Origin of the sequence: Endoryza foliicola (assembly GCF_050589245.1) — a bacterium.
Classification (GTDB): Bacteria; Bacteroidota; Bacteroidia; order Chitinophagales; family Chitinophagaceae; genus Endoryza; species Endoryza foliicola.
In genome coordinates, this window is record NZ_JBOBEW010000008.1 from 157,343 (window position 1) to 175,345 (window position 18,003).

General features: G+C 41.1%; 17 protein-coding genes. 13 read left to right on the forward strand and 4 right to left on the reverse strand.

The window, feature by feature from the left end; genetic code table 11:
- The first annotated feature begins 13 nt into the window (after window positions 1-13).
- The 8 genes from dcm (at window position 14) to ACQ2HE_RS17445 (ending at window position 6,727) form a co-directional block, all read left to right on the forward strand.
- Window positions 14-1,246 (forward strand): DNA (cytosine-5-)-methyltransferase, encoded by a 1,233-nt coding sequence (gene dcm / locus ACQ2HE_RS17410; RefSeq protein ID WP_430900954.1) that lies wholly within the window; start codon window positions 14-16, stop codon window positions 1,244-1,246.
- On the forward strand, window positions 1,212-2,519 hold the full coding sequence (locus ACQ2HE_RS17415) for an MvaI/BcnI family restriction endonuclease (RefSeq protein ID WP_430900952.1): 1,308 nt from the start codon (window positions 1,212-1,214) through the stop codon (window positions 2,517-2,519). Before dcm ends, ACQ2HE_RS17415 begins: the two co-directional genes overlap by 35 nt.
- Before the next feature lie 245 nt (window positions 2,520-2,764).
- Window positions 2,765-3,157, forward strand: a complete 393-nt coding sequence (locus tag ACQ2HE_RS17420; RefSeq protein ID WP_430900950.1) for a hypothetical protein — start codon at window positions 2,765-2,767, stop codon at window positions 3,155-3,157.
- A gap of 191 nt (window positions 3,158-3,348) precedes the next feature.
- Window positions 3,349-4,011 (forward strand): hypothetical protein, encoded by a 663-nt coding sequence (locus tag ACQ2HE_RS17425; RefSeq protein WP_430900948.1) that lies wholly within the window; start codon window positions 3,349-3,351, stop codon window positions 4,009-4,011.
- A gap of 131 nt (window positions 4,012-4,142) precedes the next feature.
- Window positions 4,143-4,736, forward strand: a complete 594-nt coding sequence (locus ACQ2HE_RS17430) for a hypothetical protein (RefSeq protein ID WP_430900946.1) — start codon at window positions 4,143-4,145, stop codon at window positions 4,734-4,736.
- 77 nt (window positions 4,737-4,813) lie between these two features.
- The gene (locus ACQ2HE_RS17435) at window positions 4,814-5,221 is read left to right on the forward strand and encodes an ACT domain-containing protein (protein ID WP_430900944.1); all 408 of its coding nucleotides are present in this window, start codon (window positions 4,814-4,816) and stop codon (window positions 5,219-5,221) included.
- 77 nt (window positions 5,222-5,298) lie between these two features.
- Window positions 5,299-6,375: a nuclease-related domain-containing protein gene (locus tag ACQ2HE_RS17440; protein WP_430900942.1), complete on the forward strand. Its 1,077-nt coding sequence runs from the start codon at window positions 5,299-5,301 to the stop codon at window positions 6,373-6,375.
- 31 nt (window positions 6,376-6,406) lie between these two features.
- Window positions 6,407-6,727 carry a hypothetical protein gene (locus ACQ2HE_RS17445; protein ID WP_430900940.1) on the forward strand — a complete coding sequence of 107 codons (321 nt, stop codon included), beginning with the start codon at window positions 6,407-6,409 and terminating at the stop codon, window positions 6,725-6,727.
- A 442-nt stretch (window positions 6,728-7,169) separates the two neighbouring features.
- Here ACQ2HE_RS17445 and ACQ2HE_RS17450 read toward each other — a convergent pair whose 3' ends face one another.
- Window positions 7,170-8,621: an NADP-dependent isocitrate dehydrogenase gene (locus tag ACQ2HE_RS17450; protein ID WP_430900938.1), complete on the reverse strand. Its 1,452-nt coding sequence runs from the start codon at window positions 8,619-8,621 to the stop codon at window positions 7,170-7,172.
- 146 nt (window positions 8,622-8,767) lie between these two features.
- Here ACQ2HE_RS17450 and apaG point away from each other — a divergent pair, with 146 nt between their 5' ends.
- Window positions 8,768-9,154 carry a Co2+/Mg2+ efflux protein ApaG gene (gene apaG, locus ACQ2HE_RS17455; RefSeq protein WP_430900936.1) on the forward strand — a complete coding sequence of 129 codons (387 nt, stop codon included), beginning with the start codon at window positions 8,768-8,770 and terminating at the stop codon, window positions 9,152-9,154.
- A 469-nt stretch (window positions 9,155-9,623) separates the two neighbouring features.
- Here the strand turns inward: apaG and ACQ2HE_RS17460 are convergent, their stop codons facing one another.
- From ACQ2HE_RS17460 to ACQ2HE_RS17470, 3 genes are all read right to left on the reverse strand, one after another.
- Window positions 9,624-9,965 (reverse strand): translation initiation factor, encoded by a 342-nt coding sequence (locus tag ACQ2HE_RS17460; protein WP_430900934.1) that lies wholly within the window; start codon window positions 9,963-9,965, stop codon window positions 9,624-9,626.
- A 316-nt stretch (window positions 9,966-10,281) separates the two neighbouring features.
- Entirely contained in the window at window positions 10,282-11,142 is an 861-nt protein-coding gene (nadC, locus tag ACQ2HE_RS17465; RefSeq protein WP_430900932.1) for a carboxylating nicotinate-nucleotide diphosphorylase, read from the reverse strand.
- Between the two features lie 76 nt (window positions 11,143-11,218).
- Window positions 11,219-11,611 carry a DUF4783 domain-containing protein gene (locus ACQ2HE_RS17470; protein WP_430900930.1) on the reverse strand — a complete coding sequence of 131 codons (393 nt, stop codon included), beginning with the start codon at window positions 11,609-11,611 and terminating at the stop codon, window positions 11,219-11,221.
- A gap of 653 nt (window positions 11,612-12,264) precedes the next feature.
- Between ACQ2HE_RS17470 and gpmI the strand changes: the two genes are divergently transcribed.
- The 4 genes from gpmI to ACQ2HE_RS17490 all read left to right on the forward strand — a co-directional run bounded on the left by gpmI (window position 12,265) and on the right by ACQ2HE_RS17490 (window position 17,997).
- Entirely contained in the window at window positions 12,265-13,788 is a 1,524-nt protein-coding gene (gene gpmI / locus ACQ2HE_RS17475) for a 2,3-bisphosphoglycerate-independent phosphoglycerate mutase (RefSeq protein WP_430900928.1), read from the forward strand.
- A 1,091-nt stretch (window positions 13,789-14,879) separates the two neighbouring features.
- Window positions 14,880-15,461, forward strand: coding sequence for an RNA polymerase sigma factor (locus ACQ2HE_RS17480; protein WP_430900926.1), 582 nt, complete (start codon window positions 14,880-14,882; stop codon window positions 15,459-15,461).
- A 60-nt stretch (window positions 15,462-15,521) separates the two neighbouring features.
- The gene (locus tag ACQ2HE_RS17485) at window positions 15,522-16,943 is read left to right on the forward strand and encodes a hypothetical protein (RefSeq protein ID WP_430900924.1); all 1,422 of its coding nucleotides are present in this window, start codon (window positions 15,522-15,524) and stop codon (window positions 16,941-16,943) included.
- A gap of 430 nt (window positions 16,944-17,373) precedes the next feature.
- Entirely contained in the window at window positions 17,374-17,997 is a 624-nt protein-coding gene (locus ACQ2HE_RS17490; RefSeq protein ID WP_430900922.1) for a hypothetical protein, read from the forward strand.
- The last annotated feature ends 6 nt before the right edge of the window (window positions 17,998-18,003 follow it).

The following is an 18,003-nucleotide window of genomic DNA, read 5'->3' on the forward strand; positions in this document are numbered from 1 at the left end:
ATTTTGGGCATGTATGAGTAAAAAGTATTCAGATATAAGAAATCAACTTAAATTAGTTATAACCAAGACAGACAGAAATGACTTGGCCCATTTGACACACTTCTTACAAAATCATGCAAACGGAACTTCTAAATTCTATGAGAGCCATGCTAAATCATATTTAGCAGAACTATACGAAAACCTCAGTCTCACAGAAGAACCAGATTTTCAATACCTTCTTCCCATAAAATGGGATATCCCTTTCCCTCCTCCAAACAAGCCAAAGTTTAAGTTCATTGACCTATTTGCTGGTATTGGCGGAATAAGACTTGCGTTTCAAAATCTTGGCGGGAAATGTGTTTTCACAAGTGAATGGGACACTTTTTCAAAGAGAACTTATGAAGCCAATTTCGGGGAAGTGCCATTTGGAGACATAACGAAAATATCTGAAAAAGAAATTCCCGACCATGATATATTACTAGGTGGATTTCCTTGCCAGCCTTTTTCAATAGCTGGAGTATCAAAAAAGAATTCTTTGGGAAGAGCTCACGGCTTTTTAGATGCAACACAGGGAACTCTGTTTTTCGATGTTGCAAGGATTATTCAATACAAAATGCCGAAAGCGTTCCTATTAGAAAATGTAAAAAACCTTGTTTCACACGATAAAGGAAAAACATTCAAAGTCATAAAAGAAACTTTGCAAGAATTAGGCTATACAATATATTATAAGGTCTTAGATGGCAAATATTTTGTGCCACAACATAGAGAACGAATCATTATAGTTGGATTCAATAACCAAGTCTTTAGAAATCGTGAAAAATTCGAGTTCCCCAAAATGGAAGGAGCAAACCATGCGATCAAAGACATTTTGGAAAAAAAAGTTGACCCCAAGTATACCTTATCTGACAAACTCTGGAACTATCTGCAAGAATATGCTAAGAAGCATAAAGCTAAGGGAAATGGATTTGGCTTTGGACTGACAAATTTGGACGGAATCTCAAGAACAATGAGTGCAAGATATTATAAGGACGGCGCCGAAATATTGATACCACAAAAGGGATTAAACCCAAGAAGATTGACACCCAGAGAGTGCGCAAGACTTCAAGGATTTCCTGATAGCTTTGTCATTCCTGTATCCGACAATCAAGCTTATAAACAGTTTGGCAACTCCGTTGTCACACCTTTAATTCAGGCAGTTGGAAAGAATATCATAAAAGAAATCATAAAAATCAATGAATCTAGTAAGTCTAAAGTCGCATTTCATTGATCACGGGTGTACAAAAGTCTATGTTAAAAAGCTTTCCCCAAACGACAATTCTAAAAATCAGGTCTATTTTGGCGGAAGCTTTGATATTTTAAACATTTTACCAATTTCGGAAATAAAAACAGAAGAAGCCGGAGACTGGAATAAAGAACGTTTTAAAGCTACTATAAAGTTTTCTTGGATTGCAGAAAACGGCGAACTATTCCCTGCTCCAAAAGCACAACTAATATTGTATCCCAAATATCCTGAAGTTCGATTTTCTGGCTTTCTTCAAAACTGTCAAAACCCTCCTTCAGAACTAATGACACAGAGGCTAGCAGACCGACTTTTGTTTTTCTCTGTAGCACAGAATGGAACAACCATAGGTTATGTTGCAGCACCTCTCTCTGAAATTGCTAAAGAATTTGAAAATCTTTCAAATGTTTCAGAACACGGCGTATTCAAGGTTATCAATTTATCCAGTGTCTTAAATAGTAAGAATGCATTACTCAACGAACTTCTTCGAATTCATCAATTAGGTTGGATCAAATCAAAGAGACTTGATAAATACGGAAATATAATGGAATGCGAAGCACCAAATTGTGGTGGGTACACATTAGAAGCAGAATTGGGAATAACCCCTAATGGTTATTCAGAACCTGACTTTCTAGGCTGGGAAGTAAAACAATTTGGTGTCGACAATTTTTCTAAACTAAATTCAGCAGTTATAACGCTAATGACTCCTGAACCTACAGATGGTTTTTATAAAACTGAAGGAGCTGAAGCATTCTTAAGGAAATACGGTTATCCTGATAAGACAGGAAGAGAAAACCGTATAAACTTCGGTGGCGTACATAAAAACGGAGTACGGCACACATTAACAAATCTAAAAATGGAGTTAATTGGTTTTGACGTAGAAAGCGGAAAAATAAGAAACACAAATGGGAAAATTTCATTACTTGATCTTGAAGATAATGAAACAGCATCTTGGAGCTTTAGCTCAATGTTATTACATTGGAATAGAAAACACAGTCAAGCTTGTTATGTACCATCACTTTCAGAAACAACAAACGAACGACAATACAAATATGGGAGCAATATTATACTAGGAGTTGGAACGGATTTCCAATTATTCCTCGCTCAAATGGCGAAAGGTCATATATATTACGACCCCGGAATAAAAATGGAACACGCATCTACAAAGCCCAACATCAAAAAAAGAAGTCAATTCAGAATCAAGTCCCAGTATTTACCAGACTTATATTACGAGAATGAAATAATAGATATCACTCGTTAACTTAAATGTCATAAGGTATCCTTTGCACCAAAAACAAGTCCAATCTGTCTTTTCATTTATCACAAAAGTGAACAAGTCGAGTATAGCTCTTAAGACGATTGTGCAACGCGACAAAGACTCCCAAAAAAAGACTACAATTAAATAAGTGCTGAGACGAAGACTATTCAACATCCTTTATAAAGTCTATCCTTTCGGCACTTAAAAAACAAACTCAAAATGTAATGTTAATTCAAAAATGAAACACTATGAGAAAAATACTCTTGACTTCATTTATCTTTCTATTCTACATATCAGCTATTGCCCAAAATACATCAGACGTACCAATTCAAAATATTTCTACCGACAGTTCTGTTGTATATAGGCTATTTTCTACAAAAAACATGTATACTTTCATCAAGTTGAATACCAGAAATGGTCAAATGTGGCAAGTTCAGTGGGGCACTGAAACCAAATATCGATTCGAGTCAATACTTTCGGAAATACCTCGGGTAAATAAAAACGATGAAAAGAATGGCAGGTTTTTCCTTTATCCAACCACAAACATCTATAACTTCATCTTACTTGACCAAATTGACGGCAGAACATGGCAAGTACAGTGGGGAAAAGAAGGAGAGCGGATGGTAATGCCTATTTACTAATTCTTCAAAATGCTAAGAATCAAATTATACTAAAGAACTTGATTTAACTAGTTTATTGCCTTATGAGAAAAGCTTAAAAGCAATGAAATTGAATTGGAGTATTTACAAAGACAATACTAGAAAGTTTTCAAAGAAAGACAAATGTCTTGTTTCGATTCAAAGCCTAGATCCATGCAGGAAACACATATTCAATGAAATCAAGTTTCAATATATCTTTTCTTTTACATACTTCCCTGCTACTTCTGACTTTAGCTTCCTGCCGTTCTTCAAAGCAGTCTAAACTCGACACTAAAAATTCCTTTGAGTATGTATACGACAGCATTTCCAACAGAGATTCTATAGAGGTTGTGAACATCAAAAAATACAATATATATATAGATTCCTTGATTAAGTATGATGAGCACTATGAGTACATTATGTCAGGTATTGAAGAAGGTAAAATAAAACGAGAAACCAGAAGAGTAAAGACAAATACATATACCGACGATTTAGACACTACAATAAAAATCAAAAACGGAGGATTTGGGAAATATACCTACGGAAACCGAAAAGGTGATACTCTTTACAAAATCTACTATCACGACAACATCGACAAGAACTACTACGAGTATTTCTACTTTAGAAACAATCAATTAGTTTCAGCCAGTATTGTTTATGAAGAAAATAGTAGCACTAAAGTGTTCTACAGCAGAGAAGAATACTACTCAGAAAGCAGAACACTTAAAGTTGAAGAGTCTAAGAAAAAAATCGCCACAGTATACAGAGAAAGAGTTTCAATTGATTTGAGGAAAAAGGGTATACGCTATTTGAGCGAGTACAAAGAGATGAATAAAGATTTTTTGAGCCAACAATAGTAGGTTAAGTCATACTGAAGAACCAGCATTCAATTAAATTCAAAACAAGCAGGACATGCCAATACGAACTCGCTATATACGGCATACTATTTTAAATACATTGAATCGATCAAACTAAAAACCGACAATTCATGAAACATTCACTACTCTCCGCGCTTTTCAGCCTGATAGCAATAATGAGTTTCTCACAAGTCAAACCAGACAGCTCAGCGCATTTGTCATTCAGAGGAGTTCCTCTGGATGGAACTTTGGATCAATATGTAATAAAAATGAAGAGTGCTGGCTTTACGCATAAAGGTACAGCCGATGGCATAGCGATGCTAGAAGGCGATTTTGCCGGTTACAAACAATGTGTTGTCGTAGTGTCTACGCTAAAACAAAAGAACCTCGTTCATAAAATTGGAGTATTCTTCCCTGCGAAAGAAACATGGTCTACACTTTCAGGAAACTACTTCAACTTAAAAGAGCTTCTCACAGAAAAATACGGAACCGCATCGACAGAAGTCGAAAAATTTGACACTCGAACTGAGCCTAGAGACGATGAGGGAAGAATGTATCAAGTAAAGTTCGATAATTGTAAATATTACTGTATATGGCAAACAGATAAAGGCGAAATCCGACTTTCGATAGAACATGAAAGCGTAACGTCTTGCTTTATTCGATTAGTGTACCTGGACAAAATCAATAGTGCAAGCATAAGAAAGCAGGCAATAGATGATCTATAGACGTTGTCACAAAAGCCATTTTTTGGCTACACAAGTCCTTCAGTCTATATTTGGTCTTTCAGTTCAAATGAGTATAAATGTCGGGAGAAAAAGACTTAGCCAAACTCTTGCAATCGATGAGCCCCGTTCTAAACGAGGGGGAATATGTATTCTGCACGATGTCTGATTTAAACAAGCTAGACTTAACTCAAATCATCTCCTTTTTCAAAGAACAAGAAGGCTATACCGTAATTTTAAGAAGGCAGTTGGCAGATCATCTTGGTCTTAGCTATTCTTTCATCGCATCATGGATCACCCTAACGGTTCATTCTTCCTTAGAAGCAGTAGGCCTTACCGCAGCTTTCTCAAATACACTAGCTGCAAATGGCATTAGCTGTAATGTTGTAGCAGGGTACTATCATGACCATATTTTTGTAGATCGGGATAGCGCAGGGAAGGCGATAGACGTTTTGAAAGGGCTTACTAAGGGAGATTTCAATCAATAATACTGGTACAACATAGCATCGTACTTAGGTCGCACCCCTCCTAGCATTTAACATTCTTCCAATCAAACAATCCACCCATGTGTAAAGTCCACAACCAAGTAGGCTGTCTTACCGTTGTAAAATCTCACTTACATAAGCATGGCATCAAGAACTTCCATTCAATAAATGAGTTGATAGAGTTTCAGAAAAATTTGGCGAGCCTTAAAAGGGAAGTATTCTTGGCACATGAACAGTTGATACAACAAGAGCATTCGGCTCTCACTGCTGAACTGCCTGAGCTGGAAAAACACATCAACGAGGAAAGAACCAAGCTAAGGGCCTATTTTCAAAATGAGATCGAGGAAGTTCAAGAGAGAATAAACAGTCTTACAGATTCGACACAATCGAATTTCTTCAAGAAGTTTTTTTCAAAGATCAAACTGAACAAACTAAGAAAAAGCGCCCAAGAATTGGAACTGAGCATGGATTCAAAAATAGAGGCCTCTCTATATGAATTGAATCATTTGTATTCAGAAAAAGCGCAGCAGCATCAGTACCTCAGTTCAAACACCAATGCTGCGATTTCAGACAGCAGCTATCAAGAAATGATGGCATTGGAATATAAGAATAGCAGAATTGAGGAAGTAAAAAATTCAATCTACGGGGCCATAGGAGAACACAAGGTGGTAAAAGTATTGGAAGGCCTCTCTGATGAATACACCCTCATCAACGACTTCTCCATAACATTCGCCCGTCCCATCTACAACCGTCAAGAAAACGACTATATAAAGTCCATTCAAATTGACCACTTACTAATTAGCCCGGCAGGGATCTTCCTGATTGAGACCAAGAACTGGAGTGAGAAATCATTGGCCAGCCTAGACCTTCGGTCGCCCGTGGAACAGGTTAAACGCACGAATTTTGCGCTTTATAAGATAATGAATGAAGCATCGTCAAATGGGCGCCTCAATATTGGTCATCACCACTGGGGAGACAGAAAGATACCCATCAAGAACATCATTGTGCTCACCGGTGCAAAACCAAATATGGAGTTTCAACATGTTAAGATATTATCGCTAAATGAATTGGTGAGTTATGTGAGTTATTTTAAACCCCTATTTAGTGAAGTAGAGGTAGACCGAGTTTCAAAGTTCATGTTGAACTTACTAAACTGATTCTTAGATAGAAGAAAACAAGAATTCAACTATGTCGAACAGATGGGGTATCCCAAAAGAAGTAGAAGAATTTGTAAGGAGCAGGGATCTGAACTGCATCTATTGTGGCGTGGAGTTTAATGAGGCTGAAACATCCTTTAAGTCTAAACCTAGTTGGGAACATATTATAAACGATATTCGACTTAATACAGTCGACAATATTGGACTGTGCTGTAGATCATGTAATGCGAGCAAAGGATCCAAACTACTGCAAGATTGGTTGAACAGCAGCTATTGCGCAAGAAAAGGAATAACGACGAATTCTGTAGCTGATGTAGTTAAAGACTATTTGAGTAAAATTGAATTCTTGTAACAATGCGATCACATTCATCACAAGCATAAAAGGTAATCCTTTACCTATCAATTAAATCCTTCTAATCCTAGCTAGTAAGCCTTTACTTGGCTAGGATTTATTAGGATGTACGTGATTAAACCATGATTACTTGGCTAGGATTTTTTGGCTAGGATTATATAGGATGTACATGATTCATTCTTGATTACTTGACTAGGATTTTATAGAATGCATTTGATTAAATCATGATTTTCTTTTGCAATTGACAAATTGAATACTATTAACACGCAATCGCATCTATAACATGCGTAAAAAGTAATCCTTTACGTATCAACTAAATCCTTATAATCCTAGCTAGTAATCCTTTTCCTATCTCCTAAATCCTAAAAAATCCTAGCACAAAAAAGCCGATCGCATCACTGCAACCGGCTCAATTCTTAATTCTTAATTCTTAATTGGCTGTTTACTGCCCCTGCGCCAAACTATACGCCTTCTTCCCATCCCACATGTTCAACAACTCAAGCGAACAAACTTTGAACTCGGCTTGGAACTTTAAATACAATTCAGCTACAGCCGATTGGTCAATAGGCGCATCATTCACACTCTCCACTCTACAACGATATTGATTCACCACATTCGTGAACACAGAACCCTTGGGCCATACCTGCGTACCACGATTACTGATGGTTACTAACTTAAACTTATCTCCTATTACATTCAAACACTTGTCGGCAACATCATTCGGCTGACCCGCAAATTCTACAAAGAAGTCAACACCTACAATCGCCTCATTGGCCGCTTCCTTCGACATGATCAATGGATTCTCCTCCAACTTGAAATGCGTAGGCGTAATAGGCTTGTTGGGCAAAGTTGGTTTCGCACCGTGTGCAGGCAATTTTCCAAAATTACCAATGATGGCATTAGCAAATTCAGTAGTATTCACCGATGCAATTGATTTATCACCGAAATCACCTGTATGAACACCCGATTCCAAGGTATACAACAACGCATTTTCAATGGTAGCTGCATTCTCCATGAAACCTAAGTGACGGAGCATCGACAAACCACTCAACAACAAAGCGGTTGGATTCGCAATATTTTTTCCTGCAATGTCCGGAGCTGTACCGTGTACCGCTTCGAAAATACAGATATGATCTCCAATGTTTGCAGAAGGCGCAAAGCCCAATCCACCTACCAATCCGGCACACAAATCACTCACAATATCACCTTGCAAGTTGGTCAACACTACTACGTCAAACAAATCGGGACGAGTTACCAACTTCATACACAAATCATCTACAATTACATCGTCTGCTTTCAATTCAGGATATTCTTTCGCTACTTCATAGAAGCACTCGAGGAACAATCCATCGGTGATCTTCATGATGTTGGCTTTATGACCACAGGTAATTCTGCGTGCTCCTTTTTTCTTCGCCATTTCAAAAGCATAGCGAATTACTTGTAAACTACCGGGACGGGTAATGAAGCGACGGCTCAAAGCTACGTCGTGCGTAAGCATGTGTTCAATACCACCATAAGTATCTTCAATGTTCTCGCGAACAATGGTAACATCAATGGGAATGCCTGCTTTGCTGAAAACAGTATCAACACCGTGAAGGGTTTGGAATACGCGTTTGTTGGCGTAAGTGTTCCATGTTTTACGAGCGGTTACGTTCACGCTCTTCACTCCTTTTCCTTTGGGAGTTTCCATGGGACCTTTGAATAGAATGCCTAGGTCTTCGATGGTTTGCTGAGCTTCCGGGGTCATACCGTTTGAGAAGCCTTTGTCGAACACCCATTTTCCCATATCCACTACTTCGTATTCAAGGGGTACTTTGTTGGCGTTAAAGATCGATAATACGGCGTCCATAATCTCCGGACCGATGCCATCACCTTTTGCTACAGCAATTTTCATATATAAAATTTTTTATTTATGGGATTTTTCTCAATTCGCAGAAGTGGTGCAAAGGTACACGCCCACCTGAATAAATCAACCTTAAAATCAAACATTTCGGATGAAAATGCTGTTTTTTGACTATCTTCAAATAGCAATGCTCCATTATGGTTTCAAAAATCTCCGAAGGAATTGAAGTAAGCGTAGAAACGTTCTATCAGCCGGATTATTCGAACCCGGTTACTAACGAATTCATGTTCGCATATCGTATACATATCGAGAACCATAATAGTTTCCCTGTAAAGCTCCACCGTCGTCATTGGTATATTGTAGAAGCCAGTGGCACCAAACGCGAAGTTGAAGGCGAGGGTGTTGTAGGCGTTCAGCCGCAGCTCCAGCCCAACGAGCGCTATCAATATGTGAGTGGTTGCAATCTCCGCACTGAAATGGGTAAAATGTACGGCACTTACACGCTGGAAAACCTTCATACGAAGGAGCTGTTTGAGGCGAAAATTCCGGTGTTTGAGATGATTGCGCCGTTTAAAAACAATTAATAATACTTGCGGTTCGGAGAGGCAGAGTGTAGATTTACCGCTGAGAGCGCAAAGATCGCAGAGTAGTCGCGAAGTAGTCTTTTTGAACCGCAGCGGCGCAGCGAACGCAGCGTTAACGCAGCGACTTTCTGTGGCTCCGAGCCTCTGTGGTTTTGTATTTCCTCGATTTTTTACCACAGATACCCCAGATTATAACAGATTAGACTCCGATATTCAATCAACCTAACTGCCGGCTGTTCCTTTATTTATTATCAATTAGTCATCCTTTTTCTTATTTCAAACAAGCACAAGCTTACGCTTGCGCCAACTATCTTGAGTCCGAAAAAAGAAAGCTTACGCTTGAACTAAACTCCGCGAGCTTACGCTCGCTTCGTTACCCCCGTGGCTCCGAGCCTCCGTGGTTTTGTATTTCCTCTTTCCTCCCTCCTCCTTCCTGTATTCCGGCTGTTCAATTCTTAATTCTTAACTCTTAATTTTTAATTGTCTTCGAGTACCCCTTCTTCACCAAATACCCCAGCACTTTCTCTCTCTGATCACCTTGGATGATGATTTCGCCGTCTTTTACGGAGCCGCCGCTGCCGCAGAAACTTTTCAAGGCTTTGCCGAGTGTTTCGAGGTCTTCTTCTTTGCCTACGAAGCCATAAACAACGGTTACGGCTTTGCCGGCGCGGTGTTTGGTTTCGAGGATGATGCGGAGCTTCTGGCGCTCGGGGGGTAGGGTTTCCTGAGCGTTTGATTCGCTTTCAAATTTGAAATCAGGGTTTGTACTGTATACAAAACCGTTAGTATCGGGTTTGTTTTTCTTGCTCATTCGTAATTAGTTTAACCGCAACGACCGCTAAAATCGCGAAGTAGTCGCAAAGTATGTATTCCGATATTCTTAGTTCTTTTCTTTTTCTGTATTTCCTAGTTCTTGTTTTACCACAGATACCCCAGATTAAAACAGATTCACACAGATTAGAACCCGATATTCAATCAACCTAACCGAGATCGGGATTTACAGGATTAAAGGATTGACAAGATGGATAGTCTAGCTCATTCATCTTTCCTCCCCGGCTGTTCCATTATTAATTATTACTTATTAATTATTAATTACTCCCGGCTGTTCAATTCTTAATTCTTACTTCTTAATTCTTAATTCCCCACGCTTTTAAGCTCAAATCCAAACTCCTCGCCTGATGTATCAACGCTCCTACACTTACGTAATCAACACCGGTAGCGGCGAAGTCTTGAATGGTATCGAGGTTGATGCCGCCACTGGCTTCGGTTTCAACGGCGCCGTTGATAAACGCTACGGCTTCTTGTAGTTGTGGGATCTTGAAATTATCGAGCATGATGCGATCCACTTTGCCGGTGCTGAGGGCCGCTTTTACGTCTTCTAAATTTCTGGTTTCCACTTCTATTTTCAAACCGGGTTTTACATTTTGAACATAGCTGTAAGCGCGTTCAACGGCCTGCACCAATCCACCGCAGTAGTCGATATGATTGTCTTTCAACATGATCATATCGTACAAACCCATTCTATGATTCACGCCGCCGCCTATTCGCACCGCTTCTTTCTCAAGTAATCTGAAATTAGGCGTTGTTTTGCGGGTATCGAGTAATTTGGTTTTATAGCCTTTGAGCTTTTCCGTGTATTGATGCGTGAGGGTAGCAATGCCGCTCATGCGCTGCATGGTATTCAACACCAGTCGCTCGCATTGCAAAATGGTGTGGACGGTCGCTTCTACTTCGAAAGCGATCTCACCGTGCTGCATGGGCTCCCCGTCTTTTTTGTGGAACACCAGTTGAGCCGAGGGTTCGCGGTGATGGAAGATGACGCGGGCAATATCGAGTCCGGCAATGATACCGGTGTCTTTTACTTTCAATACCGCCTTGCCTTTTTTGTCGGCCGGAATGGCACTGAGGGTGGAATGATCACCGTCGCCAATGTCTTCTTTTAAAGCGGCTTCAATTAAGATCTGCAATGATTCTTCAAAACTCAACATGGGGCAAAGATACCGTATGGACATAAAAAAACTCCCATCCGATTTTCGATCGAATGGGAGCGGAATTTCAGAGGTACTAATCTATTTTCTGAAAGCCGATCTCTTGTAAGACTTGCTTATCAGCTTTATTTTTCATGTAAAGTTTTGTTCGATAGCTGCCAGTTTTTGTTACCAATACTCCAAAACAGAATTGAGCTCCGTCGTTCTCTCCTTTGTGTTTCACCTGAAAATCCTTGACCGAACTGTTGGCAAAGAAGTCTTTCAAGATCATTTCTGCCTGATTTCGGCTATAGTTATCGCTTTTTCCGGGTAAGCTGATATCAACGCGTTCGTCTAAATAACGAGAGAGTTGAGCCGCATTACCGTTCTTCATTGCACTCACCACATCATCTATAGAGTACATCCGGGTTTCAAAAGAGAGGAGGAATATGGAACAAAAGAGAAGCACCCCTCCAAGTAACTGTTTCATAAAACGGTGTTTTTCACAGTTGTTATGTCGCTAAAAACATGCCAAAGTAGGAAACGGGGGAAAATAAGAGGGAGGAGGGAGGAAAGGCAGAGAAAGAACAGGGGGAGGAACAGGGGGGAATACAGAACCACGGAGGCTCGGGGGCACGGGGAATTTGGTGAAGAAGCAAGCAGCTTGTTGCGATTGCGGAGCGAGCGTAAGCTCGCGGAGCTTTGTTCAAGCGTAAGCTTTCTTTTTTCGGACTCAAGATAGCTGGCGCAAGCGTAAGCTTGTGCCCACCTTAGAAAATAGAATCGGGGGATAATTAAGAATTAAAAATTAATAATTAATAATTGAACAGCCCGGAGTGTAATTAGTTGACTGGGGAATTGGTGAATTTGGGCGGGAATACAGACCCACGGAGGCTCGGGGGCACGGGGAGTCGCTGCGTAATCGCTGCGAACTTGTCCTGAGCAGGCCGAAGGCCTAGTCGAAGGACCGCTGCGCCGCTGCGGTGAAAAAGAAAGTGCAGTAAGCCTTTGCGACTGCTTGGCGGTCTTTGCGGGCTCTGCGGTGAACCAAATTTTCAACGCAAAGGATTGCAGCCCTCATTATCATAATAGGTTATCCCGTAATCAATTAACTTTGTACAGAACACTTAACAAGCAATCAATATGTCAAGCAAGAAAGTTATTCTCGTTATCATGGACGGCTGGGGTCTCGGAAAAGTAGCCACTGCCGACGCCATCCAAAACGCCCGCGTACCCTTCGTGAGCTCGCTGTACAACCAATACCCTCATAGTACCCTCGTTACCTGTGGAGAAGATGTGGGACTGCCCGAAGGACAAATGGGTAACTCAGAAGTAGGTCACCTTAACCTCGGTGCCGGACGCATCGTTTACCAAGAACTACAACGCATCAATGTTGCCATCCGCGACGGCGAATTGGCCCAAAATACCGTTCTCTTAAACGCCCTCGAATTCGCCAAAACCAATAACAAACCAGTGCATTTCCTCGGTTTAGTGAGCGATGGCGGGGTACACTCTCATATCAATCACCTCAAAGCTTTGACCAGCCTTTGTAAAGAAAAGGCCGTGAACGATGTATTTATACACGTGATCACCGATGGAAGAGATACCGATCCTAAATCGGGTCTGGGCTTTGTAACCGAATTGCAGTCGCATTTAGACCAATCAACCGGTACCATCGCTTCGGTTTCTGGTCGCTATTATGCCATGGACCGCGACAAGCGCTGGGAACGCGTGAAACTCGCTTACGATGCCCTCGTAAAAGGTGTAGGCGGTTCTGCTACCAATGCTGTAAAAGCCATTGAAGAAAACTATGCAGCCGGCACTACAGACGAATTCATCAAACCTTTGGTAATTACCAAGGCCGATGGAAGTCCGGTAGCCCTTATCAAGGACGGCGATGTTGTGATCTGCTTCAACTTTAGAACCGACCGCTGCCGCGAAATCACCGAAGTGCTCACTCAAAAGGCCTTCCCTGAATTCGACATGAAGCCGTTGAGCTTGAACTATACTACCATGACCGAATACGACAAAACATTCCAAAATGTGCATGTTGTATTCGAAAACGATAACCTCGTTAACACCTTAGGTGAAGTATTGGAAAGAGCGGGTAAGAAACAAATTCGCATAGCCGAGACCGAGAAATACCCGCACGTATCTTTCTTCTTCAGTGGCGGCAGAGAAGTGCCATTCAACGGAGAGAACCGCATCATGATTCCTTCTCCCAAAGTTGCTACCTATGATCTTCAACCGGAAATGAGTGCCATTCCATTAACGGATGCCATTGTTCCGGAAATTGAAAGTGAAGTGCCCGATTTCATTTGCTTGAACTACGCCAATGCCGATATGGTGGGTCATACCGGCGTATTCAGCGCTGCCATCAAAGCTGTTGAAACTGTAGACGCTTGTGTGAACCGAGTGGTAACGGCCGCTTTGGCGCATGGTTATACGGTGTTCTTAACAGCCGACCATGGTAATGCCGATTTCATGATCAATGAAGATGGAAGTCCAAACACTGCTCACACACTCAACCTCGTACCGCTCTTCATCATTGATAAAGATTGGAAAGGAAGTTTGAAAGCGGGTAAATTGGGCGATATCGCACCTACTATTTTGACCTATATGGGAATTGAGATTCCCAAGGAGATGACGGGGAATGTGTTGATTTAATTAAGAAGTAAGAATTAAGAATTAAGAATTGAACAGCCGGGAGTAATTAATAATTAATAAGTAATAATTAATAATGAAACAGCCGAATACAGGAGGGAGGAGACGAGGAGACGTGAAGAAAGAACAAGGGGAAGAACAGGGGGAAATAAGAACGAGGATGAGAGTAAATGAAGAGAAAGAATAAGAAGGCGCTGCGGTTCAAAGATTTTTTTTTGACCACGGATATCACGAATTAGAACAGATTAGCACAGATTAGTTGCTGAAACTTTAGTCAGGTTGATTAAAGATCAGAGGCTTGATCTGTGCTTTTTGATTTTTATATTTTGAGCCCCCGCTGCGATCGCTGCGCCGCTGCGGTTCAAAAAAATGATTTTCACCACGGATATCACGAATTAGAACAAATTAGCACAGATTAGTTGCTGAAACTTTAGTCAGGTTGATTAAAGATCAGAGGCTTGATCTGTGCTTTTTGATTTTTATATTTTGAGCTCCCGCTGCGAAACCGCTGCGATCGCTGCACCGCTGCGGTTCAAAAAAATGATCTTCACCACGGATATCACGAATTAGAACAGATTAGCACAGATTAGTTGCTGAAACTTTAGTCAGGTTGATTAAAGATCAGAGGCTTGATCTGTGCTTTTTGATTTTTATATTTTGAGCTCCTGTTGCGAAACCGCTGCGATCGCTGCACCGCTGCGGTTCAAAAAAATGATCTTCACCACGGATATCACGAATTAGAACAGATTAGCACAGATTAGTTGCTGAAACTTTAGTCAGGTTGATTAAAGATCAGAGGCTTGATCTGTGCTTTTTGATTTTTATATTTTGAGCCCCCGCTGCGAAACCGCTGCGGTCGCTGCGCCGCTGCGGTGAAGAAAAGCTCGAAAATTAGTACAGCAATAGATTATTCAGCTTCTAACATATGTAAATCTGACTATTCCTGTCGTCTCCCCCCAAAACAACCCAGCCATTCAACCCCAAATCCGCCCAATTTCCTCCTAAGAAACCCCTAAAATCTCTAAAAATTTAACAATTGGCGCAGCGCGTGAATACTATAAAATGTCTAAATTACGGGCAACCAAACGGTTTTTATGACCGAAGAAGCCATTTTACAAGGCTGTTTACAAAACGACGCTGCTGCACAGCGGGAACTGTACCATAAGTACAGCCCAAAGATGCTAGCCGTTTGTTACCGGTTTGCCCACAACCGGGAAGATGCAGAAGACATGCTTCAGGAAGGGTTTATAAAGGTATTTTCACAAATACACACTTTCCGCAACCAAGGAGCATTTGAGGGTTGGATTCGTAGAATCATGGTTCACACCTGCATTAACCACCTGAAAAAAAATAAGCGTTTCAACGAGAGCGTAGACTTGATCCACGCCAATACGATACAGATTCGTGAAGAATTGTTGCCATCCATTGTGCAAGCCAAGCAAATAGTAGAATGCATTCGCTTGTTGCCCATGGGATACAGAACGGTGCTGAACCTGTACGCTATTGAAGGGTATAACCACAAAGAGATAGCTGAAATGCTAGACATTGAAGAAAGCACCAGTCGTTCTCAATATACCCGCGCCAAACAGATGCTAGAGGATATTTTGGTGAAGAAAAGAATCATCCAAAAACCTCAAGAAAAAAGCTCCTGGTTTCGTTTTGCCTCAGGGCAGTAAATAAAGAAAAGAAGAAGTATCCAACCCAATGAAAATAACCCGTACAAACACTAACGAATTATGGAGCGCAATTTTTACAATGATGATTTTGATTTTGAACAGCTGATAAAGCAGAAATCGGATCAGTTTAAGATGTACCCTTCCGACAAGGTTTGGAAGGGCGTACAGTCTGCATTGCGCCCCGCTCGCAAATGGTACTGGATGGGTCTCGCCCTGTTTTTAGCCAGTATCGGATTCTACACCATCGACGCCATCAATCATCCCGGCAAACCGGTTTTAGCTTCTAACAATACTACCGAATCAGAAAACACAACTGCTTCAAAAGAAACTCAAAAAGCTCCCATCGTTCCCATGGTAGCTAAGAAAACATCGCAAGACCAAAAATCGAGCGTGGCTTTCTTCGATACGAAGTGGGAGGAGAAGAGGATAGAGGAGACGAAAAGTGAGGAGACGAGGAGCGAGGAACGAGGAAGCGAGGAGTTTAAGAATGAGGAGATGAGGAATGAGGAAAGAGGAGTGAGTACAACAGAAAAGCCTTTCAAGAGAATCAGTCCGGTGATTCCAATGGTAGCTGCTACGGCTGCAAAGGCGGAAGATATTCAGATTGAAAATACTACTACGAGCACACAAGTAGCGCCAATTGCAGCTACTCCTACGGCAGAAGCCGCAGCTACTAATGAAGAGAAATCAGAAAAGATCAACTGGTTACAAGAGAACTTGGTTTACGAATTCAGCAAGCCTAAATTGAAAAAATTAAGCTGGCAGTTATCGTTCTCTCCAACCATGAACTATAGAAAGTTACAGGGAACAGCCGATGCTAAAATCAGCAACTTATTGACGAATGTTCCCATAGCTCCCACTATTGAAGGTGATATCGACAACCTCGTAAAACACAAGCCCGGTGTTGGCTTCGAATTGGGAAGTGGCTTTGTTTATGCATTGAACAAATCCATGAATTTCCGTGCAGGGGTTCAGTTCAACTACTCTCAATATTATATTCAAGCATACAATTCGTATTCAACGGATAGAGCAACCATTGCTTTGAATAATGTGGGATTGAGTTCAGGCACCATTACCAATTATTCTCGCATTCGCAATTTTGGTGGTAACAGTCAAACCGACCTCAGAAACGAGTATTTCCAAATTTCAGCGCCTATTGGCATGGAGTTTATTTTAATGGGTCGGAAGCGTTTGCAAATGGGTGTGGCGGCCACTGTGCAACCAACGTACTTGTTGAACCGTAACAATTACCTCATAACTACCGACTATAAAAACTACACCAGTGCTCCTTCACTGGTTCGCAGATGGAACGTAAATACCGGTGCTGAAGCTTTTGTTTCTTACAAAGTAGGAAGCACAAAAATTCAACTGGCGCCTCAGTTCCGGTATCAATTGCTTTCTTCTTACACCGATCAATATCCGATCAAGGAATACTTGATGGAGTATGGAGCGAAGTTGACGATTAGCAAGACGATCAAGTGAATTAAGAATTAAGAAGTAAGAATTAAGAATTCACCGCAAAGTTCGCGGAGAGCGCGAAGGGTGTTTACTTTTACTTGTTACTCTTTTTTTCACCGCAGCGGCGCAGCGATCGCAGCGACTACGCAGCGCTGGCAATCTCACTGTATTTCCTCGTTTCCCGTCTCCTCTTATCCTCCCTCCTGTATTCCGGCTGTTCCATTATTAATTATTAATTACTCCCGGCTGTTCAATTCTTAATTCTTACTTCTTAATTATTAATTACCCCCCCTGTTCCTCTTCTTGTTCTTTCTCTGTCTTTCCTCGTTTCCCGCAACGGCTTCGCCTGCGGGACTAAAATTTACTCCGCTTCGCTTCGTAAATTTCAGCCTCCTCCATCTTCGCTCCTCGCTTCCTCCCTCCTGTTTTCCTATCTTTGCACAAATATTATCCAATGCGACTCTATTTGATAGCCCTAGCAGGTTTTTTAGCGTTTCAGTCCTGCTCCGTAAGTCCGGTGAAAAATGATGATACGGTGGCAGCAGATACCACCGCTGCTGCCAAAGAAGAAAGCGAGCCAAGTCCCTACTTTCCGGTTTTGGATTTGTTGAAAAGTGATGTCATTAAAGTGGACTCCTTTGCCGCCGGAATCATGAGCAAAAGAATCTATGACGGTAAAAAAGATTCTACTTTCATCAACATTGATTCCTTCAAAAATTTGACGAAACAGTTCATCATCCCCGAACTCGATTTCAATTATTTCCAAGAACATTTTACGGAGAAATCCATAATGGAAACCAGTACCGATCAGTTAACGGTGATCTATACGCCCAAAGAAAATATCGGCACCATCAAACAAGTGACCGTTTATATCAGTCAAACTGCTTCGGGTAATAAAGTAGACATGCTCTACATCGATAAAGTGATCAATGATGCTTCCGGTTCTTCCAATGAAAAATTACTTTGGAAAACAGGGCATTATTTTACCATCACCAAAGACATCATTGACGCGAATAAAAAATCGCATCAGGAAATCCGCCACATCATTTGGGATCCTGAATATTTCAATAGACTCTAAGCATTC